22 protein-coding genes are annotated in these 23047 nt (G+C 68.3%); 18 read left to right on the top strand and 4 right to left on the bottom strand.

Annotated features, from left to right (window positions below):
* Positions 1–738 precede the first annotated feature (738 nt).
* From ACFUN8_RS29840 to ACFUN8_RS29815, 6 genes are all read left to right on the top strand, one after another.
* The gene (locus tag ACFUN8_RS29840) at positions 739–1914 is read left to right on the top strand and encodes a polymorphic toxin-type HINT domain-containing protein (RefSeq protein ID WP_383644226.1); all 1176 of its coding nucleotides are present in this window, start codon (positions 739–741) and stop codon (positions 1912–1914) included.
* The gene (locus ACFUN8_RS29835; RefSeq protein ID WP_383644223.1) at positions 1914–2306 is read left to right on the top strand and encodes a hypothetical protein; all 393 of its coding nucleotides are present in this window, start codon (positions 1914–1916) and stop codon (positions 2304–2306) included. Before ACFUN8_RS29840 ends, ACFUN8_RS29835 begins: the two co-directional genes overlap by 1 nt.
* A gap of 77 nt (positions 2307–2383) precedes the next feature.
* On the top strand, positions 2384–4087 hold the full coding sequence (locus ACFUN8_RS29830; protein ID WP_383644220.1) for a Hint domain-containing protein: 1704 nt from the start codon (positions 2384–2386) through the stop codon (positions 4085–4087).
* Entirely contained in the window at positions 4087–4479 is a 393-nt protein-coding gene (locus tag ACFUN8_RS29825; RefSeq protein ID WP_383644217.1) for a hypothetical protein, read from the top strand. Before ACFUN8_RS29830 ends, ACFUN8_RS29825 begins: the two co-directional genes overlap by 1 nt.
* A gap of 8 nt (positions 4480–4487) precedes the next feature.
* Positions 4488–4883, top strand: a complete 396-nt coding sequence (locus ACFUN8_RS29820; RefSeq protein ID WP_383644214.1) for a hypothetical protein — start codon at positions 4488–4490, stop codon at positions 4881–4883.
* A 107-nt stretch (positions 4884–4990) separates the two neighbouring features.
* A complete protein-coding gene (locus ACFUN8_RS29815) occupies positions 4991–5818 on the top strand; it encodes a hypothetical protein (protein ID WP_383644211.1) in 828 nt (275 codons plus the stop codon).
* A 60-nt stretch (positions 5819–5878) separates the two neighbouring features.
* Here ACFUN8_RS29815 and ACFUN8_RS29810 read toward each other — a convergent pair whose 3' ends face one another.
* Positions 5879–6232 (bottom strand): DUF192 domain-containing protein, encoded by a 354-nt coding sequence (locus ACFUN8_RS29810; protein WP_382565953.1) that lies wholly within the window; start codon positions 6230–6232, stop codon positions 5879–5881.
* An 89-nt stretch (positions 6233–6321) separates the two neighbouring features.
* Here ACFUN8_RS29810 and ACFUN8_RS29805 point away from each other — a divergent pair, with 89 nt between their 5' ends.
* Positions 6322–7302, top strand: coding sequence for a prepilin peptidase (locus ACFUN8_RS29805; RefSeq protein WP_383644208.1), 981 nt, complete (start codon positions 6322–6324; stop codon positions 7300–7302).
* Between the two features lie 105 nt (positions 7303–7407).
* Positions 7408–8223: a class I SAM-dependent methyltransferase gene (locus ACFUN8_RS29800; RefSeq protein WP_383644205.1), complete on the top strand. Its 816-nt coding sequence runs from the start codon at positions 7408–7410 to the stop codon at positions 8221–8223.
* A gap of 19 nt (positions 8224–8242) precedes the next feature.
* Here ACFUN8_RS29800 and ACFUN8_RS29795 read toward each other — a convergent pair whose 3' ends face one another.
* Entirely contained in the window at positions 8243–9457 is a 1215-nt protein-coding gene (locus ACFUN8_RS29795) for a winged helix DNA-binding domain-containing protein (protein ID WP_383644202.1), read from the bottom strand.
* Between the two features lie 132 nt (positions 9458–9589).
* Between ACFUN8_RS29795 and ACFUN8_RS29790 the strand changes: the two genes are divergently transcribed.
* Entirely contained in the window at positions 9590–9991 is a 402-nt protein-coding gene (locus ACFUN8_RS29790; RefSeq protein ID WP_383644199.1) for a winged helix-turn-helix transcriptional regulator, read from the top strand.
* Positions 9992–10315: 324 nt separating this feature from the next.
* On the opposite strand, the gene mgrA is transcribed toward ACFUN8_RS29790, so the two are convergent.
* A complete protein-coding gene (gene mgrA / locus ACFUN8_RS29785) occupies positions 10316–11353 on the bottom strand; it encodes an L-glyceraldehyde 3-phosphate reductase (protein ID WP_383644196.1) in 1038 nt (345 codons plus the stop codon).
* A 186-nt stretch (positions 11354–11539) separates the two neighbouring features.
* Between mgrA and ACFUN8_RS29780 the strand changes: the two genes are divergently transcribed.
* The 5 genes from ACFUN8_RS29780 to ACFUN8_RS29760 all read left to right on the top strand — a co-directional run bounded on the left by ACFUN8_RS29780 (position 11540) and on the right by ACFUN8_RS29760 (position 17563).
* Positions 11540–12304, top strand: a complete 765-nt coding sequence (locus ACFUN8_RS29780; protein WP_383644193.1) for an isoprenyl transferase — start codon at positions 11540–11542, stop codon at positions 12302–12304.
* A 488-nt stretch (positions 12305–12792) separates the two neighbouring features.
* Entirely contained in the window at positions 12793–14109 is a 1317-nt protein-coding gene (locus ACFUN8_RS29775; RefSeq protein WP_383644190.1) for a PhoH family protein, read from the top strand.
* A gap of 391 nt (positions 14110–14500) precedes the next feature.
* Positions 14501–15199: a transglycosylase SLT domain-containing protein gene (locus tag ACFUN8_RS29770; RefSeq protein WP_383644187.1), complete on the top strand. Its 699-nt coding sequence runs from the start codon at positions 14501–14503 to the stop codon at positions 15197–15199.
* 139 nt (positions 15200–15338) lie between these two features.
* Positions 15339–16727: an AI-2E family transporter gene (locus tag ACFUN8_RS29765; protein ID WP_383644184.1), complete on the top strand. Its 1389-nt coding sequence runs from the start codon at positions 15339–15341 to the stop codon at positions 16725–16727.
* Positions 16724–17563: a hypothetical protein gene (locus ACFUN8_RS29760; protein ID WP_383644181.1), complete on the top strand. Its 840-nt coding sequence runs from the start codon at positions 16724–16726 to the stop codon at positions 17561–17563. Before ACFUN8_RS29765 ends, ACFUN8_RS29760 begins: the two co-directional genes overlap by 4 nt.
* Positions 17564–17620: 57 nt before the next feature.
* Here the strand turns inward: ACFUN8_RS29760 and ACFUN8_RS29755 are convergent, their stop codons facing one another.
* Complete coding sequence (locus tag ACFUN8_RS29755) at positions 17621–18166, bottom strand: carboxymuconolactone decarboxylase family protein (protein WP_383644178.1); 546 nt, start codon at positions 18164–18166, stop codon at positions 17621–17623.
* Between the two features lie 327 nt (positions 18167–18493).
* Between ACFUN8_RS29755 and ACFUN8_RS29750 the strand changes: the two genes are divergently transcribed.
* The 4 genes from ACFUN8_RS29750 (at position 18494) to ACFUN8_RS29735 (ending at position 22867) form a co-directional block, all read left to right on the top strand.
* Complete coding sequence (locus tag ACFUN8_RS29750; protein ID WP_383644175.1) at positions 18494–19066, top strand: hypothetical protein; 573 nt, start codon at positions 18494–18496, stop codon at positions 19064–19066.
* 363 nt (positions 19067–19429) lie between these two features.
* Entirely contained in the window at positions 19430–21652 is a 2223-nt protein-coding gene (locus ACFUN8_RS29745) for a glycoside hydrolase domain-containing protein (RefSeq protein WP_383644172.1), read from the top strand.
* 13 nt (positions 21653–21665) lie between these two features.
* Entirely contained in the window at positions 21666–22127 is a 462-nt protein-coding gene (locus ACFUN8_RS29740; protein WP_383644169.1) for a hypothetical protein, read from the top strand.
* Positions 22124–22867, top strand: a complete 744-nt coding sequence (locus ACFUN8_RS29735) for a hypothetical protein (RefSeq protein WP_383644166.1) — start codon at positions 22124–22126, stop codon at positions 22865–22867. The genes ACFUN8_RS29740 and ACFUN8_RS29735 overlap by 4 nt, the downstream gene beginning before the upstream one ends.
* The last annotated feature ends 180 nt before the right edge of the window (positions 22868–23047 follow it).

Below are 23047 nucleotides of genomic sequence, written 5' to 3'. Positions count from 1 at the left end.
GGCCCTGATCATCGCGGCGATCGTCGGCTCCGAGGTCGACACCGCCATCGCCGACGGTCTCACCAGCACGGTCGAAGAGATCCTCGGCGGCGGCGGCGAGTAACAACCCTCGCGAGACAGAGTCAGGCCGCACCCGTCCCCGGCCAGGATGACCGCGAACCTGCCCCCTCTCACGCTCCGATCCCCAGCGCCCCCCACCTCTGCCCCGTCCGCCCTCACCACCCGGCGGCCGGGGCAGAGTCATGCGGCCCAGGGGGGAATCCCCGCCGGATGCCCCACTATGAGCCCCTTGTTGGGTCCTGGGGCCCATGACCCGACCCGCGTCGGCGCCGTAGCGTCGCGCGTATGTTGCCATCGGGGGTAGTACGTCGGGTACGTCATATCCGTCGTCGTACGCGGCAGTCTCTGCCGCGTACCGACGTTCGGTTGCTGGGCGCTTTGCGTCGATCACAGCGTCGATCACAGCGGGGCCAGGGGGCGATCGAGTACGTCGGCCTGATCGTCGTGGTCGCGGCGATCGTGGGTGCGTTGGTGGGTACGGGGGTTGGGCCGGCGCTCGCTGATGGGATCAGTACGCAGGTCTGCAAGATCACCGGTGGTGGTGATTGCGGTGGTGGCAGTGATTCGGTCGCCGAGGGTGATGAGGGCGGTGAAGAAGTCCCGCCCGGTGGTACTGATGACCCCGCTGTGGATAGGGGTGGCACCGGTGATGACAGTGGTGGGAAGTCGCAGGCGGAGTTGGATTATGACGCCGCGCTGAAGGAGCTTCAGGACGCGCAGGCGGCGGAGAAGAGCGACTCCGACAAGGCGAAGGAAGCGGCGAAGGAGCTTGCCAAGATCCTGGCCGATGAGCTGGGTATCACGGACGCGCTGGACTGCATCACCAAGGGCGACATGGGCGCCTGTACGGAAACCCTCATCAATGTTCTGCTCAGCATCGTGGGCGGTGCGGTGGGGAAGTTGGCGGCGAAGTACGGGGCTCCGTGGAAGTGGAAGAAGGCCGTTGAGCTGGTCAAGAAGCTCAAGAAGCACGGCGGGGATCTGTACGACGGTCTCAAGGGCCTGATCAAGAACCGCAAACGCGTGGACGACGCCGAGGACAAACTCGCCGACGCGAAAAAGAAGCTCGATCAGGAGAAGCCGGAGAAACCCAAGGACGGCGACAAGCCTGAGTCCTGCGCCGTCAAGCACAGCTTCCTGCCAGGAACTCCCGTGCTGCTCGCCGACGGCAGGCGCATGGCGATCGACAAGGTCCGCGTCGGCATGCGCGTCGTCGCCACCGATCCGAAGACCGGTCGCACCGAGGCCCGCGCCATCGAGCGGACCATCACCACGTACGACGACAAGGACTTCACGCGCCTGACGGTCCTCACGAACTCGGGCACCGACGTGCTGACGGCGACCGACACGCACCCGTTCTGGCTGACGGACCAGGGGCGTTGGGCGGACGCCGGAGAGATCAGGGCCGGGGACGACCTCCGTACGCCCGCCGGTACGTCCGTGCAGGTCAAGGCCGTCGGCCGGTACACCAAGCGGCAGACGACTCACGACCTCACCATCAATGGCATCCATACGTACTATGTCGTCACAGGTGACACACCGGTCCTGGTCCACAACAACGACTGGTGCACCGACGAGGAGCGGCTCGAAGACGCCGGCGACATCGCCAAGGGGCACGCGGACAACAAGCACGCGAAGGACTTCCCCGGCGTTTCGGCGAAGGAACTCGGTGAACTCGCCACCGACGTGATGAAGAATCCGTCACGGACCAAGCCCCTCGGCAGCGGGCGGAAGGCATACCTCGGCAAGGACGGCACGACCATCGTGATTCATGACCCGACGCATCCGGACGGCGGAACGATCTTCCGCCGGGACCCGGCGTCGCTGGAAGACTATTGGGCGGGGCTCGACTGATGGCGGGAAGCGAAGTGACGGCGAGCGCGCTGCTCGCCGAGGACGAGACCGCGTTGCTGCGGCGGGCCCTGCTGGAATGGGGCGGGCCCGCCCGGTGCGGGGATCAACTCGCCGTCGGGATGGGGTTCGAGAGCGAGCGCGACCTGCTCGACCAGTGCTCTCGGCTGCGGCGCGCACTCGCCGACGACGTGCCACTCGCCCCGGTCGACTGGGCGCGGATTCTGCTCGCCGTCGAGATCGTGTTCGTCAGCGACCTCGTGGGCACGGGCTCCGAATGGTCCACGACGACCGGGCGCGGTGACGAGGCGACCATCAAGTCGCTGCGGTCGATCCAGCGGAAGCTGGGGGCGACCGTCAGGCCGTACTACGGGGAGACTCCGAGCGACGCATGACGTTCCCACGGGAACTGCACGGCCCATTCCTGTAGTCCTTTACGAGCAGAGGCTGACCGTACTGGGGGGAGTGGGTCGTGCGTCGTTTGCGGCACAAGTTGCGCGGGGCGGCTCTGCCGCGCACGGACACGCGCTTGCTGGGGGCGTTGCGGTGGTCGCAGCGGGGCCAGGGGGCGATCGAGTACGTCGGTCTGGTCGTCGTGGTCGCGGCGATCGTGGGTGCGTTGGTGGGTACGGGGGTTGGGCCGGCGCTCGCTGATGGGATCAGTACGCAGGTCTGCAAGATTACCGGTGGTGGTGATTGCGGTGGTGGCAGTGATTCGGTCGCCGACGGCGATCAGGACGACGAAGAGACCCCGCCCGGCGGGACCGGCGACCCCGCTGTCGACACGGGTGATGGCACCGGTGATGACAGCGGTAATGACAGTGGTGAGAAGTCGCAGGCGGAGCTTGATTACGATGCCGCGCTGAAGGAGCTTCAGGACGCGCAGGCGGCGGAGAAGAGCGACTCCGACAAGGCGAAGGAAGCGGCGAAGGAGCTTGCCAAGATCCTGGCCGATGAGCTGGGTATCACGGACGCGCTGGACTGCATCACCAAGGGCGACATGGGCGCCTGTACGGAAACCCTCATCAATGTTCTGCTCAGCATCGTGGGCGGTGCGGTGGGGAAGTTGGCGGCGAAGTACGGGGCTCCGTGGAAGTGGAAGAAGGCCGTTGAGCTGGTCAAGAAGCTCAAGAAGCACGGCGGGGATCTGTACGACGGTCTCAAGGGCCTGATCAAGAACCGCAAACGCGTGGACGACGCCGAGGACAAACTCGCCGACGCGAAGAAGAAGCTCGATCAGGAGAAGCCGGAGAAACCCAAGGACGGCGACAAGCCTGAGTCCTGTGCCGTCAACCACAGCTTCCTGCCCGGGACTTCGGTGCTGCTCGCCGACGGTCGCCGGATTCCGATCGAGACCGTACGGACCGGCCAATGGGTCACCGTCACCGAGCCGTCCAGCGGTCTGACCACCGCCCGTCGCGTCGTCCGTACCATCACCACCCACGACGACAAGGACTTCACCCGGCTGACGGTCCTCGCCGGCTCGAGCACCGCCGCCCTCACGGCGACCGACACCCACCCGTTCTGGCTCAGCGACCAGCGGCGCTGGGTGGAGGCCGGGGACATCCGGCCGGGTGCGACGTTCCGTACGGCCGCCGGCGGGGCGCTGCGGGTGCTGGACGCCGACCGCTACACGCGCCGGCAGACGACGTACGACCTGTCCGTCGAGGGCATCCACACGTACTACGTGGGTGTCGGCGCCCAGGAAGCGCTCGTCCACAACAACGACCCGTGCGACAACCCGGACTACGACGAGGATCCGGACTACGGCATCACGGAGAAGAAGCACCAGCAGCTCGACAAGGACTACGGCACCGACGTCGCGGACGGCGTGGACTACAACGTCCAGCGCATCAAGTCCAAGGACCAGCCGGTGGAGGGTGAGACCCCCGACGAGGCCGCGAAGCGGCTCAAGAACGCCGACGACCACATCATCCCGGGCACCAACGGCGATCCGACGAAGATGGCCGAGTACTTCGCGAAGTTCCGGAACGAGAAATTCACCCACCACGACCCCCGGCCGCCGGACCCCAAGCGGCCGAATTCCCAGTCGGACGCTCTCTACGATGACGAGAAGGGCGTGGTGATCCTGAAGAACGGCACGATGATCCACGGCTACAAGATGACCCGGGAAGAGTTCGACCGTATCTACAGCAAGGGAGCGAAGCGCAGCTGATGATCACCGAGGTGGAGATCCGGCGCGGCCGGGAGAACGGACAGTACGTCCTGCTGGTGGACGACCGTCAGTTCCACCTGTTGCGCCGGGCGGTCAGCGTCTTCTCGTACCAGGAGGAGTCCGCCGTCGCCCGGGCCCTCGTCACCGGCGCCGAGGACGTCACCCTCGCGGAGCCGCTCCAACTGGACGTGTCGTACGACGACGTGGTGCCGGGACCGGTGGAGCTGACGTTCGCGCAACTCCACGCGGTGTACGGGATCCTCACGTCGTTGCCGACCGTCAACTGGGTCGAGGAGGAGTTCGTCGAGCGGGTCGGGGACTTCCGCGAGACCATCCTGCGGATGGCGCTTCTCCTGCGCTCGGGGCTGCTGCGCTCGGGGCTGCCGGTATGAGGAATCGGGTGTCGGTCAGCCGTACCGGTGGCGGCAATGGCGGTGACGGCGGCGGCGGACTGGAAGTACGTCTCACGCCGTCGCAGCTCGAACTGCTGCGCCGCTCCACCGAGGCTTTCGGCGCGCTCGTTCCCGACGCGGACCAGCGGCGGTTCGTCCTCGGCGAGGCGGGCGCGGACCTGGTGGCGCTGTTCGACGTCGAGCACGAGCCGAACCGCTCCCTGACCCTGTCCGCGACCGAAGCCCAACTGCGCGCCGCACACGCGCTGTTGACGACCCTCCTCGCCATGGTCCCGTCGGAGCGCGCCTTCATGGAGCGGGTCGGCTTCTTCCGGGAGAACGTGGCGGGCGTGGCCCTCGGCCTGCGCCGCGGTGTCGGCGCGGCGGCCGAGTCGGGGGAGTGAGGTCAGGGTGCGGAGTGAGATCACTGTTGGGTCCAAGGGCCCATGGAAGGCGGCGCGAGCCGCTGTAGCGTGCAGTACCGGTCAGTAGAGAGCGAGATGGGATTCCGATGAGGACGCGCACCGCGGGTACGTCACGCCGGACCGGCACGGTCGCCGCCCTGGCCGCGCTCGTGCTGGGGCTCACCGCCGCGTGTGGCGGCGGGGACAGCGGCGGCGACGACGCCGACAAGCCGAAGAAGCCGGACGCCGCCGCCAACGCCACCACGGAGGCCAAGGACCCGAAGGACCCGGGTCAGGTCTCGGAGCCGCCGGCCCTGGAGGAGCAGCCGAAGACGGTCGACCCGAAGGTGAAGGGCGTCGGGGCCGGTGACGGCAAGGAGTTGACCAAGGCCGAGCTGGACACGGCGGTGCTGGCCACCGGCGACGTCTCGACGTTCAAGGTCGACCCGATGGACGGGCCGCCCGCGCAGGGCGAGACCGCCGACAGGCCCGAGTGCGCACCGCTCACCGCGATGATCAACGGCAAGCCGGAGCCCGAGCCCTCGGCGGCCGTCTACCGTCAGCTCGTCGGCGCGAAGACCGGCCGGCCCGCCATCTCCGAATTCCTCACCACCCACGGGACACAGGGCGCCACCACCCTGCTCAGCCGGCTGAGCGACGCGGTCAAGGCGTGCGAGGACGGCTTCAAGGGCAGCGGCGCGGGCAGCCCGTCCACGTACTCGGCCGTGAAGCGGATCGACACCCCCAAGGCGGGCGACGACACCCTGGCGTACGAGGTGACGGGCGACTTCGAGGGCGATCCGGTGCCGCTGGTGTTCCATGTCGTACGCGTGGGTGGGACGGTCGCGACCTTCTACACCGCGAACTTCGAGGGCGCCAAGACCCCCGAGATACCGTCGATCCTGCTCGCGACCCAGGCGGCCAAGCTCAAGTAACAGCGAGAAGAGGCGAGACAGAGGGCGAGGCGAGGCGAGGGCGAGACAGAGGGCCGGACCCTACGCGTCCACGCTCAGCCGCACACCCGGACGCACGCCCCACTTCTCCATCGCGCCCGCCTCGGCCTCCAGCACATGCCGCGCCCGCAGCCGGGGCAGCGGCATCCGGCCGGGCTTCAGCGTGTGGACGTGGACGACCCGCAACTCCTTGTCCAGATACGCCACATCGATCGTGAAGCCCATCCGGAACGTGTGCACGCTGCTGCACGGCGTGATCAACAGCGCGCCGTCGAGCCCGGTCCGCCCGAGCAGACCGCGCCGCCGCGTGTTGTACGAGGCCGCGATCTCCAGCTCCACCGGCTCGTCCCGGCCCTCGACCGTCAGAGTGCCCTTGCCGTTCTGCCATTTCCCCATGGCCGTAGACCATACGACCCCACCCCAGGGCTCCCCGTCGCGGAGGCCGGATCTGGGCCCGGGGCGGTCGGATCTGGGTCCCAGGACCTATGACCCGCGCCGTCGTCCCCTCTAAGGTCGACTATGTGTACGCCACGCTGATCGTTGTCGCCGTCCTCTGGGGCTCAGCCACCGGGCTGCTCCTGCCACGCGCCGCGTACCGGCTCTCCGTCGAGCCGGAGACCGCGTACCGCGACAGCTGCGAGGCCGGGCACCCGATCACCGGACCCGCCAAGGGGTGGCTCGGGACGGCCGGTTGCGCGACCTGCGCGGCGGCGGGCGGCGTGGTGACGGCCGTCGGCCGGGCCACCGCGTCCCCCGGGCATGCGGACGCCGGCGAGGCCGCGCTTCCCCGTACGGACCGGGCCCCGGCGAGCGACACCGACACCGACGCGTCGGACGTCACCGACACCGGCAGTGGCATCGACACCGACGCCGACACCGCGGACTCGTCCGCCGCCGCCCCTCAGCCCGTCCTGCGCGGCGCGCGCTACGCCCCCTCCCGCTACGTCACCCTCGTCACCGCCCTCGTCTGCGCCGTGCTCGCCGCCGCCACCGGGCCCCACCCCGAACTCGTCGTATGGCTGCTGCTCGCCCCCTTCGCCGTCCTGCTCGCGCTCGTGGACCGCAACGTGCACCGCCTCCCCGACCAACTGACCCTGCCGCTCGCGGTGGCCTCCGCCGGGCTGCTCGGGATCGCCGCGCTCCTCCCGGCCGACGGCGGCTCCTGGCCGACCGCGCTCCTGGGCGGACTCGTACTAGGCGCCTGCTACTTCGTGCTCTTCCTCATCAACCCGAACGGCATGGGCTTCGGCGACGTCAAGCTCGCGCTCTCGCTCGGTGTCGTGCTCGGCTGGTACGGCTGGCTGGTGCTGTTCGTCGGCGCGTTCGCCGGGTTCCTGCTCGGGTCGCTGTACGGGCTCGGACTGATGATCCTGCGCCGGGCGAACCGTAAGTCCGCGATCCCCTTCGGCCCGTTCATGATCGCCGGGGCGCTCCTCGGCGTGCTGCTCGGCGCTCTCGCCGTCTGACGGCCGGCTCCCCCAGGTCCAAGGCCCAGGTTCAGAGGCAGGCCCCTTCGGCGACCCGCGTGAAATCCGTTCGCGGCCGTACGGCGCCCCTGCGACGATCCCGTCATGTCCACCGAGCCACGCCCCGACCCCAACCCCCACGGCCTCCGCCCCCGCCTCCGCCCCCGCAGCTTCGACGATCTGATCGCCGAGGCCGACGCCGTCTCCGTAGAAGGCTGGGACTTCTCCTGGCTGGACGGGCGTGCGACGGAGGAGCGGCCCCCGTGGGGCTACGCCCGTTCCATGGCCGAGCGGATGGGGCGCGCCACCGCCGCCCTCGACATCCAGACCGGGGGCGGTGAAGTCCTCGCCTCCGTACCGAAGCTGCCGCCGCTGACCGTGGCCACCGAGGGCTGGCCGCCGAACGTCGCCCGCGCCACCGCGCTCCTGCACCCGCTCGGTGCGGCCGTCGTAAGTGACCACGACGAACCGCCGCTGCCCTTCGCGGACGAGGCGTTCGATCTGGTCGTCAGCCGCCACCCGGTGAAGGCGTGGTGGACGGAGATCGCCCGCGTCCTGCGGCCCGGCGGTACCTACTTCTCCCAGGAGGTCGGCCCGGCCAGCGTCTTCGAGTTGGTCGAGTACTTCCTGGGACCGCTGCCGCCCGACAGCCACACCGCGCGCGACCCCGAACTGGCCAGGTCGGCCGCCCAAGCGGTGGGGCTCGACGTGGTGGATCTGCGGACGGCGTCGCTGCGCACCGAGTTCCATGACATCGGCGCCGTCGTCTACTTCCTGCGGAAGGTGATCTGGATGGTGCCCGGTTTCACGGTCGACCGGTACCGGGACCAACTCGCGTCCCTGCACCGCCGTATCGAGGCTGAGGGCCCCTTTGCGGCCACCACGACGCGTTTCCTGATCGAGGCGGTCAAGCCCTCCTGAACGGCGGCCCCGGGGACGTCTACGCGTGCGCGCCCACCGACACCGCCCCGACCGTCAGCCGCGGGGTGCCCTGAAGGATCTCGGCCGTCCGCTCCACCTGCTCGTCGAGTTCCGCGCGCCGCGCGGCGGTCAGTGTGCCGCCCAGCGGTTCCACGGTCATGTCGAGCCACTTCCCGGAACGGCGCTGGTGCCACACCCCGGCGACGACGCCGTCGATCAGCAGCACGGGGAAGTTCCCGGCCTGCCCGCCCCCGAGCGCCCGCTCGTACGCCGCGCCGGGGAAGAGCCGCGTCCGTGGCTGGGAGGCGATGGTGAAGGCGTCGAAGTAGGGGAGGAGCCGTACACCCGGGGCCGGCCGCTCCGCCGCGAAGTCCGTGTCGCCCGCCACCACCCACGCCGGGCCGCCCTCGTAGTGGACCTGCTCGGTCCGCCCCTCCGCCGCGAGCGCGGCGAACAGCTCCTTGGCCCAAGTCACCGGCATGGCCAGCCACTTGGCGAAGTGCTGCGGGGAGGCGGGGCCGTACGCGTACAGATGGCGCTCCACGAGCCCGGCCAGTGCCGCCCGGCCCGCCAGCGGGGTGAAGCCGGGCAACAGCCGGTGCGGGTTGGTGTACGTGACCTTCCGCCCCCGGTTGGGGCCGAAGCAGAGCGCGCCGCGGTGCGCCGCCGTGTGTGTCATCTGCCTCCACCGCGGCCACTTGGTCTGGAACGCGTCCACAACCAGGTCCCCGGCCCACGGCCCCGTGCGCGCCACGATCGCCTCCGTCAGCTCGTCGACGGTGAGATCGTCGTCGGCCAGCGCGTCGGCGATCGCGGCGACGACCTGGTCCGTCTCGTCCGCACTCATCCGTACGTCCGCGGGCATGGCGTCGCGCCCGGCGGGCAGCGCGGAGAGTGCGCCGGTCCACAGCGGCAGGTCGGCGGACGGGAGCAGATGTACGGTGCCGCGCGGCCCGAACGTCTTGACCAGACTGCCGTCCGTCCACAGCGCGGTCCGCACCGACTCGCGCGTGGCGCCGCCGTCCAGCCGCAGCGCCACCGAGAGTTCGGCCGCCGACAGGACCTGTGCGTGGGCGCCGACCATGGCGCCGGTGACGGCGGCGGGGCCGCCGCCCGAGGGCGCGGCGAGCCCCTGCCGGGCCAGCCGCCGGGCGTTGGCCGCGGCCCAGGTCACGCTCATGGCCTCCGCCCCGGACTCGGCGCCGGCCCCGGACTCGGTGTTCTTCGTCGTCATACGGCCGACCCTAGGAGCCGTTCAGGACAGTTCTCGTCCGCATGGGGACGCCGGCTCCGTCCCTCTCCTACACTTCCCTCTGGCGGAGTACTGCCACAAAGGTAAGCATCAGCATCTGGCAAGGAGTTGGCAGTGACGCGACAGCCCGGCGGCTCGAACTCCTTCACCTGCGGTCTCGACGCGGCGGTCGCCGTCGTCGGCGGCAAGTGGAAGCCGATGATCCTGTGGGCGTTGGACGCGGCGGGCGTGCTGCGCTTCGGCGCACTGCGGCGGCAGATCGACGGGGTCAGCGAGAAGGTGCTCATCCAGCAACTGCGCGAGCTGGAGGCCGACTCGATCGTGAAGCGTGAGGTCTACCGGGAGGTGCCGCCGCGCGTCGAGTACTCGCTCACCGACCTGGGACAGGCCCTGAACGCGGCGCTGGTGCCGCTCGGCGAGTGGGGCCACACCCACATGGACGTCATCATCGAGAATAAGGAGAAGGCGGCGGAGAAGCCGGTGGAGAAGACGGCCGCGAGGGCCACCGCGGTCTGAACCGCCGTCATCGTCAAGCCGGCGCCCCTCCCGCCATCCCCTCCCGAGTACTCCCAACGGGTGGCGACTTCTCGCCAATCAAAAGCCCTGGACAGCGCCCTCAGCCCCGCTGTCCAGGGCCTTTTAGGTGTCGGGCGCAGCAATCCAGCAACTCCGGAGCGTAGCGACGGCCGTGCGTGGCACGCAGCACCACTTACGAAGGGTTATGGTGGAAACCCCCCCTCGGGCCGGTCCGTATCCCCCCCACGGACCGGCCCGTTTTTTCATGTCCGTACCTCAGTCGGTCCCGGACAGGGCCGCGTTCAGCCTCCCGTACGGGCTCGCTCAGCTCCGCCCGGCCCAGATGTTGGTGCCCGCGGTGTCCACGGCGAAGGTGTCGATCTCCTTCAGCTCGTCGGCCGACAGCGCGGCCCCGGACAGCGCCGCGACGTTCTCCTCCAGCTGCTTCACACTGGACGCGCCGATCAGCGCCGACGTCATCCGCTCGTCGCGCAGCACCCAGTTGATCGCCAGCTGCGCCAGCGACTGGCCGCGTCGCCCCGCGATCTCGTTGAGCCCGTTCAGCCTCCGTACGACCTCGTCCGACAGCAGGTCCGGGTTCAGGGACTTGCCCTGGGTGGCCCGCGACCCCTCCGGAATCCCCTTGAGGTACTTGTTCGTGAGCAGGCCCTGCGCCAGCGGTACGAAGGAGATGCAGCCCATGCCGGCCGCCTCCAGCGTGTCGAGCAGACCGTCGTCCTCGATCCAGCGGTTGATCATCGAGTAGGAGGGCTGGTGGATGAGAGCGGGGACGCCCATCTCCTTCAACAGCCGCGCCGCCTCGGCGGTCTGCTCCGCGTTGTACGACGACACACCCACGTACAGCGCCTTGCCCGCCCGCACCGCGGACGCCAGCGCGCCCATCGTCTCCTCAAGAGGCGTGTGCGGGTCGAAGCGGTGCGAGTAGAAGATGTCGACGTAGTCGAGGCCCATCCGCTTCAGCGAGGCGTCCAGCGACGACGTCAGGTACTTACGGGATCCCCACTCCCCGTACGGACCCGGATGCATCAGATATCCGGCCTTGGTCGAGATGATCAGTTCATCCCGGTAGGCCGCGAAGTCCCGCGCGAAGATCTTGCCGAAATTCAGCTCGGCCGACCCGGCCGGGGGGCCGTAGTTGTTCGCCAGGTCGAAGTGTGTGACGCCCAGGTCGAAAGCGCGGCGCAGGATCGCGTACTGCGAGTCGAGGGTGCGGTCGTCACCGAAGTTGTGCCAGAGGCCGAGGGAGAGCGCGGGCAGCTTCAGGCCGCTGCGCCCGCTGCGCCGGTACTCCATGGAGTCGTACCGGTCGTCGGCTGCGAGGAAAGAAGTTGAATCAGTCACGAGTCCTTCCCTATCACGGACTTGTGACAGACCGGGTTGGGCCGTCGCGGCGCCCGCGCAGTAATGTGACGGCTTCGGGTGCCGGGGGTGGTCCCCCTTTTTCGCGGACCGCCCTCCCTGCGGTGACGGGCGGCCCCGCGGTCCGCCCGGCGGGCGGTCCCCATCAGAAATCGAGAGGTGGACTCAGTGAACTTGCGCGACCTGGTGTACGGGCTCTACGCACGCCGGGTGGAGAGGCGCCTCGATCACACCCAGGTGCTGCCCAAGCACATCGGCGTCGTCCTCGACGGGAACCGCCGCTGGGCCAAAGCCTCCGGCGGCACCACCGAACAGGGCCACAAGGCCGGTGCCAGCAAGATCCAGGAACTGCTCGGCTGGTGCGACGAGACGGACGTCGAGGTGGTCACCCTGTGGCTGCTGTCCACGGACAACTTCGAGCGCGCGGACGAGGAGCTGATCCCGCTTCTCGGCATCATCGAGAACGCCGTGCGCGATCTCGCCGCCGACGGCCGCTGGCGCGTCCACCACGTCGGCACGATGGACCTGCTCCCCTCCCGTACGCAGACCGTCCTCAAGGAGGCCGAGCAGGCCACGGACGGCAACACCGGAATACTGGTGAATGTCGCCGTCGGTTACGGCGGCCGGCAGGAGATCGCCGACGCCGTCCGCTCCATGCTCCTGGACCACGCGAGCAAGGGCACCTCCTTCGAGGAGCTGGCCGAGATCGTCGACACGGACCTGATCGCCTCGCACCTCTACACCCGCGGCCAGCCCGACCCCGACCTGGTGATCAGGACGAGCGGGGAGACGCGTCTGTCGGGCTTCATGCTCTGGCAGAGCGCCCATTCGGAGTACTACTTCTGCGAAGTCTTCTGGCCGGCTTTCCGCAAGGTCGACTTTCTGCGAGCCCTGCGCGACTACGCGGCGCGACACCGCCGCTACGGAGCCTGAGCCCCTCCCCGTAAGCCTTCCGATACCCCTCCCCGGAATACCCCCGACGCTCCCCGGACACCCGCCCGGCCTACGTCCGCGGCCGTCGAGCCGTCCCGTCATCCGAGGTTCACACGCTGTCCGTCATATGCCGTGGCATGGCGGCGGGCGTTCGAGGGAATACCTCTCCCAGGTCGACGTCCGAGCAGAACCGTCAGAGATGACGGCGGGCGTCGAATCTCAGCGGTCGGCCCAGCCGTCCGCCCGGGAGGCCCTTTGCACCAGGACGATCGTACGGTGACGCGTACGGGCGCCGTGGAGGGCCGGTCCTCGGCCCATGCACTTGGGCCCGAGTCCGGTCCGCCGTCCGCCGCCAGGCCGCGTTGTGGAAGTAACGCCGTCCGCCCGAAGGGCGGGCCCCGCGGGACTTCCGAAGCGCGGCCCGGGCGGGCGACCACAGCCCGTGACGCCGTCGCATCCCGACCTCGTCCGAGGGGGTACGTCCTTCCGTGGTGACCAGCACAAAGCGCCGCATGCCCGACAGGCGCACCTATGTTCTCGACACCAGCGTCCTGCTGGCCGATCCGAACGCCATGTCCCGCTTCGACGAGCACGAAGTCGTGCTGCCGATCGTGGTGATCACGGAGTTGGAGGCCAAGAGGCACCATCCGGAGCTCGGATACTTCGCCCGGCAGGCCCTGCGCCTGCTCGACGACTTCCGCATCCGGTACGGCCGCCTCGACGCCCCCATCCCCTTGGGCGACCTGGGCGGCACGCTGCGCGTCGAGCTCAACCACTCCGATCCCGGCGTCCTTCCCGCCGGCTTCCGATTGGGGGACAACGACTCGCGGATTCTCGCGGTGGCGCGCAATCTGCAGGCCGAGGGGTACGACGTCACCGTCGTCTCCAAGGATCTGCCGCTGCGCATCAAGGCCTCGTCGGTCGGACTTCTCGCCGAGGAGTACCGCGCCGAGCTGGCCATCACCGATTCCGGCTGGACCGGTATGAGCGAGATGGCGCTCTCGGCCGAGCAGGTGGATCTCCTCTTCTCCGAGGAGACGCTGTACGTGCCGGAGCTGGCCGACCTGCCCGTGCACACCGGACTGGTCCTCCAGTCCGACCGGGGCAAGGCGCTCGGCCGCATCACGCCCGAGGGCAATGTGAAGCTCGTCCGCGGCGACCGGGATGCCTTCGGGATCCACGGCCGCAGCGCCGAGCAGCGCATCGCGCTCGAACTGCTCCAGGACCCGGACATCGGCATCGTCTCGATGGGCGGGCGCGCGGGCACCGGCAAGTCCGCCCTGGCCCTCTGCGCGGGCCTGGAGGCGGTCCTGGAGCGCCGCCAGCACAAGAAGGTGATGGTCTTCCGGCCGCTGTACGCGGTGGGCGGGCAGGAGCTGGGCTATCTGCCGGGCACCGAGGCCGAGAAGATGAGCCCGTGGGCGCAGGCGGTCTTCGACACCCTGTCGGCCGTCGCCGGCCGTGAGGTGATCGAGGAGGTGCTGGGGCGCGGCATGCTCGAAGTGCTGCCTCTGACGCATATCCGGGGACGTTCGCTGCACGACGCGTTCGTCATCGTCGACGAGGCCCAGTCGCTGGAGCGGAACGTACTGCTGACCGTTCTCTCCCGTATCGGGGCCAACTCCCGTGTGGTGCTGACCCATGACGTGGCGCAGCGCGACAACTTGCGTGTGGGCAGGTACGACGGAGTGGTCGCCGTCGTCGAGAAGCTCAAGGGCCATCCGCTCTTCGCGCACGTCACCCTCAACCGCTCCGAGCGCTCGCCCATCGCGGCGCTCGTGACCGAAATGCTGGAGGAAGGTTAGTTCTCCGCCTGAATGCGGCAGTTGGCGCCGCCCGGTAAGGCCGCAAGAGCCTAGCCGGGCGGCGCCGTGCTGCGCCGCCATTTCCGTGAAACTGGTGTGGCAAACGGGGTGTGAGCTATCCCACGCAACGAAGAATTGCCTTGCGGTGCGGGCGTCCGGCAGAGTCTTGCTTCCGTCAGGCCCCGCATACGACACCCATGCATCTTCAGGGATGCGCACCACCACAACTCCACACGTGACGTCGTATGCCGCCCGCGCTTCATCCGGTGCTTCCGCCATGGGAGTTGCCGACGGGCCCGTGTCTCCCGTGACATGCGGTACGGAGACCAGTGCCAGGGGCACGATTGCATCCGTGAGGTCACGTACACGGACGCTGCTGGAAGGAAACCGTGTGAGCCGGATCTCGGTCCGGGGATTCGCCGTGGCATCAGCTACAGCGGTCACCACCGTCGGCGCAGTCGTGGGAGTCGCTTCGGGCGCTCCCCAGACCTCGGACGACAATTTCGAGGCGACCGCAGCTGACACGACGCTCCTCGCAGACATCCCCGCGGGTCAGCACGCCCAGGTCCAGACTGTGTCGTTGACGCAGCAGGCCGACGCGCAGGCCAATGCCGCCGACGTGGCAGCGAAGAAGTCAGCCGAGGAATCGGCTCGTATCCAGGCTGCCAAGGACGCCAAGGCGAAGAAGCAGGCGGCCGAGGACAAGGCCGAGAAGGCCCGCGAGGCCAAGGAGGACGAGGAACGCGCCAGCCGCTCGGCGACGCGTGACTCCTCCGACTTCTCGGTGCAGAGCTCGTACTCCGTCGGCGAAGTCCAGGCGATGGCCCGCCAGATGATCCCCGGCGACCAGTTCCAGTGCTTCAGCAACATCGTGGACCACGAGTCCACCTGGAACTACAAGGCGTCCAACCCCTCGTCGGGCGCCTACGGTCTGGTCCAGGCACTGCCGGGCTCCAAGATGGCATCGGCCGGCGCCGACTGGCAGACCAACCCGGCCACCCAGATCAAGTGGGGCCTGAACTACATGAACGACCGCTACGGCAGCCCCTGCGGTGCCTGGTCGTTCTGGCAGGCCAACAACTGGTACTAGAGCCACCCGATCCTCCCCACCGGCGGCCGGTTTTCCAAGCCGCCGGCGCTCAACCTTGTGAAGCCCCTCCCCGTCCTACGGGAGGGGCTTTGCGCGTGTACCGTCAGGCAGTACGACTCCGGGGAAGAAGGATCAAAGCATGTCGAAACTGCCGGGGTGGCTCGGCCGGGTCGGGGCCGAACTGACCCAGCTGGGCGAGCGGTTGGGGGAACGCCGGGCGGAGGCCACGGCGGACGACGTGCCGGGGAACGGGACCGTACGGGACAGTGTCCCGGCGCCGCCGGACTACGCGCCCAGCGTCGCGGCCAAGCCGGAGCCCGCGGCCGCGATTCCGTGGGGCATGCGGGTCGCCGCCGAGGCCGCCTGGCGCCTGCTCGTACTGGCGGGCATGCTCTGGGTGTTGATGAAGATCATCAGCGCCGTACAGCTCGTCGTGATGGCCTTCGTCGGCGCGATGCTCGTCACCGCGCTCCTTCAGCCCACGGTCGCCAGGCTCAAGAAGTGGGGCCTGCCACGCGGACTGGCCACCGCGGTGACCGCTTTCGCCGGATTCGTCATCATGGGCCTGATCGGCTGGTTCGTGGTGTGGCAGGTCGTCGAGAACATCGACGTGCTCTCCGACCGGGTCACCGACGGCATCGAGGAGTTGAAGCGCTGGCTGCTCAACAGCCCCTTCCATGTGACCGAACAGCAGATCAGTGACCTCGCGAAGAGCCTCAGCGACGCCATCGGCACCAACACCGAGGAGATCACCTCCGCCGGCATCCAGGGCGTGACCGTGGTGGTCGAGCTGCTGACGGGGATCCTGCTCGCCGTGTTCTCCACCCTCTTCCTGCTGTACGACGGGAAGCGGATCTGGCAGTGGTCGCTCAAGCTGGCCCCCGCGGCGGCGCGTCCGGGCCTCGCCGGGGCCGGGCCGCGCGCCTGGCGCACGCTCACGGCGTATGTGCGCGGCACCCTGATAGTGGCGCTGATCGACGCCGTCTTCATCGGCCTCGGGCTCTACTTCCTCGATGTCCCCCTGGCGGTGCCGCTGGCCGTCTTCATCTTCCTCGGCGCGTTCATCCCGCTCGTCGGCGCGGTGATCTCGGGCGCGCTCGCCGTGGTCGTCTCGCTGGTCACCCAGGACGTGTTCACGGCGCTGATGGTGCTGATCGTCGTCCTCGCCGTCCAGCAGATCGAGGGCCACATCCTGCAGCCCTTCATCCTCGGCCGTGCGGTGCGCGTGCACCCGCTGGCCGTCGTGCTCGCGGTCGCGACGGGCGGACTCGTCGCCGGTATCGGCGGAGCGGTCGTCGCGGTGCCACTGGTCGCCGTCACGAACACCGTCGTCGGCTACCTCCGCGCGTACAGCCAGGAGCAGGCGATGCGCGCCGGCCCCGGCCCGCACGGCGCGACGGCGCTCGACATCGCTCCGACGCCCGCCCCGGCGGCCACACCCGAGGCCCCGGCTCCCCCCACCACGGGTCCGGCCGCGCCGGGCTCCGACGCGCCGCCCACCGAGCCGCCCCGGAGCGGGCAGGAATGATCTCCGAACCGGAACTCGAGGGTGAGGTCTCGGCGCCGGTGCCGGGACCAAGAGACGCGGGGCGCCCCGGAGTCGCGGGAGCGGCGGGGGCGGTTGCGGGACCGGCCGGTGAGGACGGGCCGGAGCACGGGCCGGAGACCATGGACGCCGACGGGCGTCCCCTGATACGAGGCGTACCGCTGCGGCGTCGTCCGTGGGTGTGGGGACTGACCGGTGTGCTGGTGACGTCCGCCGTGTGGGCGGGCGGTCTGTGGGCGTACCACCGGACGGGACCGGACCTCCAGGGCTACGGGGTCAGCCGCAATCTCTGTCTGGACGCCGATCTGTCGGCGCTGACCGCCGCCCTCGGCGACAAGCGGGATCCGTTCGCCGCGACGGGCGAGGACAAGGCGCTCGACCAGGCCGTCTGCACGGTCAACCTCGCACCGAAGTCGGCGCCGGGAGCCAAGGGGCATCCGGTGCCGACCGTACGGGCGTACGCCGAGATCACGTACACGCTGCACAAGAAGACCGATCCGGGGCCGCAGTTCGACGCGTCCCTGATCCACCCGGTCGACCAGGGGTCGGGTGCGGAGACCCTGAAGCTCGTCCCCGACGTGGGGGAGCGCGCGTATCTGGTGAGCCAGTCCAGCGGGGAGAACCCGGCGCTGGAGGTCCTCGACGGCCAGGCGGTGCTCTCGCTCTCCGTCGGCCAGGTCGTCGACTACGACGGCACGGACCCGCTGGGCCCGGACTACGACATCGACCAGCAGGAAGTCCTGCATCTGGGCGGACTGGAACCGGCGATGGTCGAGGACATGCTCGCGCTGATGGACCAGCTCAAGAAGAAGGACTGACCGAGCCGGGAGGAACCGGCCGGGGCGCGAAGGGCCGGCCCTGCCGGGGCGCCGGACTCAGTCGTCGCCGAGACCGGCCATGACGGCCTCCGCGTCGAGCGTCGTGGCGAGGGCCTGGATCACGGCCGCGATCTTGATGCCCTCCTGGATCGTCTCGCGGTCCACCTCCAGCCTGCTGAGCGCGCGTTCGTGCGCGTCGAGGCAGAGCCCGCAGGCGTTGATCGCGGAGACCGCGAACGACCAGAACTCGAAGTCGGCCTTCGTGACGCCGGGATGGCCGACGGCCGTCATCCGCAGACCCGTGCGCAGCTCTCCGTACGCGGGGTCGGACAGCAGATGCCGGGTCCGGTGGAACACGTTGTTCACCGCCATGAGGGCGGCCGCCGACTTGGCGGTCGTGTACGCGTCGGGGGAGAGCCGGGCCCTGGCCTCGGGCGCCAGCTCGCGCAGCACGCGCGCCGAGCGCGCGGCGATCGCGCAGACCAATACCGCTCCCCACAGGCGCTGTTGGGAGAGGGCGTCGTGCTCGACGACCGCGTCGAGATTGCGGCGCAGATCCCTGGCGTAGTCGGGAACGGCGGCCTTCAGCGCGTCGAGTGACATGGGGCTCTCCTACTGATCGGACGGGCGTGGCCGCGGTGGCACACGAGTGGCCGGTGCACACCCGAGGGCTTAATGGTGCGTGATGGATGTCACAATGCAGACAGTAATGGAAAGATTGTGCAGTAGGGGGAATATAGGCAAATAACGGACTGCCCTGTGACTTTGCGTGGATCGCGCATCAATTCCACCTGCAACCGCTTTCTGTCCGGCCTTCTCACGCCCTGATGTGGGCCTATAAGCTCTGCGTGAGCAAAGCCGGAAGAGACCTGTCGAAATTTCGCCGCACGTATTCGCGCGGCGCCAGAATTCGTAGGAAAGAAGGCTTGAGTGTTCGCTGTCAAGAGATCGATATCCCGTGGGCTGGTCGCAGTCTCCGCATTGGTCGCGTCGATTGTTGTCGTGCCGCAGGCTTCCGCGTCGACTTCGGCTTCGGATAACCCTGTCGGTACTCCTTTCAAGGTGGCGGCGTCCGCCGTCGCCGAGACGCGGGACGCGGTGGCCGCGAACCCTGAGGCGGCTGCCGCGGCGGCGACCGTGTGTGGCGGCGGGTACTCCATCATCCTCTACGCGGAGCGGCTCCCCAGCGCCTCCAACCACCTCGGGACGGTGTACACGTACACCGACGGCCGGACGACGGGCCCCAACTACAACGACAAGCCGGTGTGCGCGGTATTCCACAACGAAACCGGATCGACGCGTTACATGGGCGTTCGTTTGAACGACAATTACACGGACACGCCGAGTGTTCAGGACTTCGGCAGCTTCAGCACGTATGCGGGACCGGTCTACCAGAACAAGGGTTACTGCGGCACGGTCTATTCGTACATGAGGTCCAGCAGCAGTTCCACCGGCGGTAGCGTCGTCGTCGACGCGTCGCGCGGCTCGACCCCGTGTAATTAGCCGGGAATTCCGGGCCCGCCGCAGAAATCCGTGAGGCTTTCCGGTTCCTGCGGTGTGTGCTGTGTGTGGTAAATCCGATGTCGGCGGGTGCGGAGTCCGTCCATCCGCCTGCCGACGTCGGTCTTCTTCAGTCCTGCGAGCCCTTGAGGCTTGCCCGAGTCGTACGGGACGAGCAGCCACTCGTACGACTCCGAGGGGCGGGGGCACGGTAACGCGTCCCCGCCCCTGACTCGTGGTCGCGATGGACGCGGCCGCGGAGAACCACAGCTCCGTCTCCCCGCCCGAGAGCGTGCCGGCCCTGCCCGCGGTCGCCCGCCGCTCCGGACGGGGCAGACACCAGACCGTGACCGAGAGGAGCCTGAAATGGCCGATGAAATGGTTCGCACGGCGCAGCAGTTCATCAATGGTGTCTACGGGGGGAAGCTCGGCATCGACCGCATCCCGGAGACCGGGGTGACCAGTTGGTCGATGATGTTCGCCCTCACCCGTGCCCTCCAGTACGAACTCGGCATCGCGTCTCTCTCCGACACCTTCGGCCCCACCACGTTGTCCACGCTCCAGTCGAAGTATCCGGCTCTCAACAGCGGCACGGTGCCCTCCCAGAACTTCGCCAAGATCATCCAGTCGGCCCTTTACTGCAAGGGTTACGACGGCGGTGACATCGACGGGACCTACAACTCCCGGGTGGTCTCGTCGGTCACGAGGCTGAAGCAGAACATGGGCGTGGACTTCACCTATCCCGGCGGCAATCTGGTGCCGAAGGTGTTCAAGGGCCTTCTCAACATGGACGCCTACGTCACCGTCAACGGCGGCTCGGACACCGTCCAAGCCGTGCAGAGGTGGCTGAACGGGTCGTACGTCGGCCGCAGGGACTACTTCATCATCCCGGCCGACGGTCATCACTCACGTGATGTCGCCAAGTCCATGCTGTTCGCCGTCCAGTACGAACTCGGCATGGCGGACGGAACGGCCAACGGCGTCTTCGGGCCGGGCACCCAGAGCGGACTCAAGAACCACACCGTGGCCACCGGCAGCTCCGGCCCCTGGGTGCAGCTGTTCTCGGCGGGCATGGTCCTCAACCAGCGTCCCGTGGCCTTCACGACCACCTTCACCAGCGCCCTCGCCTCGGCCGTCTCCGCCTTCCAGTCCTTCGTGAAACTCCCCGTCACCGGCACCGGCAACTTCTCGACCTGGGCCTCTCTCCTGGTCTCGTACGGTGATCAGTCCCGCAACGGCGAAGCCTGCGACGGCGTCACCCTGATCACCCCGGCGCGCGCCGCGACGTTGAAGGCGCAGGGCATCACGTATCTCGGCCGCTACCTCACCAACCCGGACCCGACGCCGAGTGATGACCTGAAGCACAAGGCGATCCAGCCCGGCGAACTCCAGACCATCGCGGCGAACGGACTGCGCTGCTTCCCGATCTATCAGACCTTCGGGCGCGACGCCTCCGACTTCAGCTACCCCCAGGGCCGTGCGGCTGCCCAGGCCGGGATCAACGCGGCACTGGACCACGGCTTCAAGACGGGGACGCGGATCTTCTTCGCTGTCGACTTCGACGCCCTGAACGAGGACGTCACCAACAGCGTCCTGCCGCACTTCAAGGGCATCGTGGACGCGGTCGCGGACGACGGCGACCGGTTCAAGATCGGCGTATACGGGCCGCGCAACGTGTGTACCCGTGTCTCCGAGGCCGGCCACGCCACCGCCTCGTTCGTCTCCGACATGTCCTCCGGATTCTCCGGGAACTTCGGCTATCCGCTGCCGGAGAACTGGGCCTACGACCAGATAGTGACCCGTACGATCGGCTCGGGTGACGGGGCGATCAACATCGATATCAATATCGCCTCGGGGCGCGACACCGGACAGAGCTCGTTCAACGCGCCCCGTAGCCCTCTGCCGGACACCAATCTTCACTCCTCCGTCCTCTCGGCGATGATGACGGATGTGGGCAAGTACATGCAGTCGATCGGATTCCCCAACGACGGCGGCCAGAAAACGTACTCCCACGAGCAGTGCTTCGAGAGAGTGGTCGTCGGTTACGACACGGATTCCACCCTGTACGCCTACCGGTACAAGATGCGGAAGGCGCTCATCCAGACCAGCGCGTACTGGGAGATGCGACACGTCGACCCGGTCGACATCGCCGCGGACATAGCCATCGCTGCCGCGTTCCTCGCGGGAGGGCCCTTCAAGGACAGTTCCACCGGCACCTGTCAGATCTTCGGGGCGACAGCCATCCGGGCCTGGAATCACGCCATTCAGATGGGTTACGCGGAAGGCAGCATTCGCGACGTCAACAACGACGAGCACAAGTACAACATTTGGGACGATCTTCGGAAGGATCATCAGTTCGCCATGTCCACCGTCCCGCTGATCCATTTGTGGAACGCGGACGGGGCGCCGGGCGCCGTCGTCGATGAGGAACCGCTGCGCACCATGCGTCTGGACTACACGGAGAGCGAGATCTTCGAAGTTCTCCGCCGGTACCAGGGAACGAACCAAGAGGCGAAGGACCACGCCAAGCAGCGCATGGGGCTCTACCAGATCATGGAGAAGTACAACTCGATCTCCCGAAACTTCTGACAGGCTCTGGCCCATGATCGACGCTTCGAACGACGTCTACATACCCCTTGTGCTCCTGTTGAGCCTGACCGGCGTCGTCGTGACGCCGTGGCTCGTCATCCGCGGGGTGCTGCTGCTGGCCCGCACCGGCGACAGGCGGACCACGCACACCGCCGTCAAGGGTGCCGTCGCACTGGCCTGGGCCGGCGCGATCGGAATGTACACCTGGGGTGTGCTCCATCTCGTGTTGCTGGATGAGAGCAACCAGGCCCGGGCGTGTGAAGAGGCGTTGGGGTCGGAGCGGGCCCAACTCGTCGAGGGATACGAGTATCAATTCGTTCCCTTGCGTTTCAAGTGCCGCGTCGTAGGCGGGCAGACATTCCAAGCCGTCGTGCCCGGATATGTGAACCCGGCGACGGGGATCCTCGGAGTTTCCGCCGCCGCGTTGATGCTCGCCAGACGTTCCCACCACCAGCACGAGGAGACGAAGAAGTGACTGTGGAACTTTCTCGCCGCGCCGCCCTGCGGCGTATCGCGTTCGTGGCGGCCGGCGTCGCTGTCGGCTCGCCGTTGCTGTCCTTTCCCGCCAACGCGGCGGGCAGGGCTCCCGATTCGGACGAGATCCGCAAGCAGATACGGAAGGCGCAGGAACGCAACAGACGCGTCCTGACCGGCGTTCCGTCGAAGAACGGATGGGAGATGGAAAAGATCGTGGACGACCACGGTCATATCTACACCAGAAAGGTGAGCGGGGTTCCTCTCGACGGTGTCGCCATGCGTATGGCAGACGTCGAGACGGTCCTCGTCCATGTGATCAGCCGCTTCCACTACGAGATCGACGCCCTCCGCGACGGCGAGGTCATCGGCTGGCGCTCGCCGGGCTCCGTACGCGAGCGGCTGGCGGAGTCCAACCTGGCTTCCGGTACGGCCGTACGGATCCGGCCCGGCTCGTACCCCTCCGGTGCCGCCGGCGGCTTCTATCCCATGGAGGAACTGGTGATCCGGGACATCCTCGCGGAGTGCGGGGGAGTGGTGCGCTGGGGCGGCGACGACCGCGTCCCGGACGAGTCGCTGTTCTACATCGACGTCCCGCCGAACGACGAGCGGCTCACCAAGGTCGCGGCGGAGATTCGCGCCTGGACCTATGCCCCCGGCAAGGGTTCCGGGGTCCTCGTGGACACCCTCCAGCCACAGCGTCGCAAGGCCGCCGAACGGCTCGCCGCTCTGCAGGGCTGAGGGGCTGAGGGGCTCGCGAACACGGCGGGGTCCGAAAGGGAGCCGGGAGCCCCAGGAGATCCGAAGGAGCCCCAGGACAAGGGAGCCCTAGGGCCTGTCTTCAAAGTAGCGCCGTCCGCCCGTAGGGCGGGGCCTGCGGCGTCTGGTGCGGTGCATCGCAAGGCGGAGGATCGGCCTCGT

Source organism: Streptomyces sp. NPDC057307 (assembly GCF_042667665.1).
Classification (GTDB): Bacteria; Actinomycetota; Actinomycetes; order Streptomycetales; family Streptomycetaceae; genus Streptomyces.
This window is presented reverse-complemented; position numbering and strand designations above follow the sequence as displayed.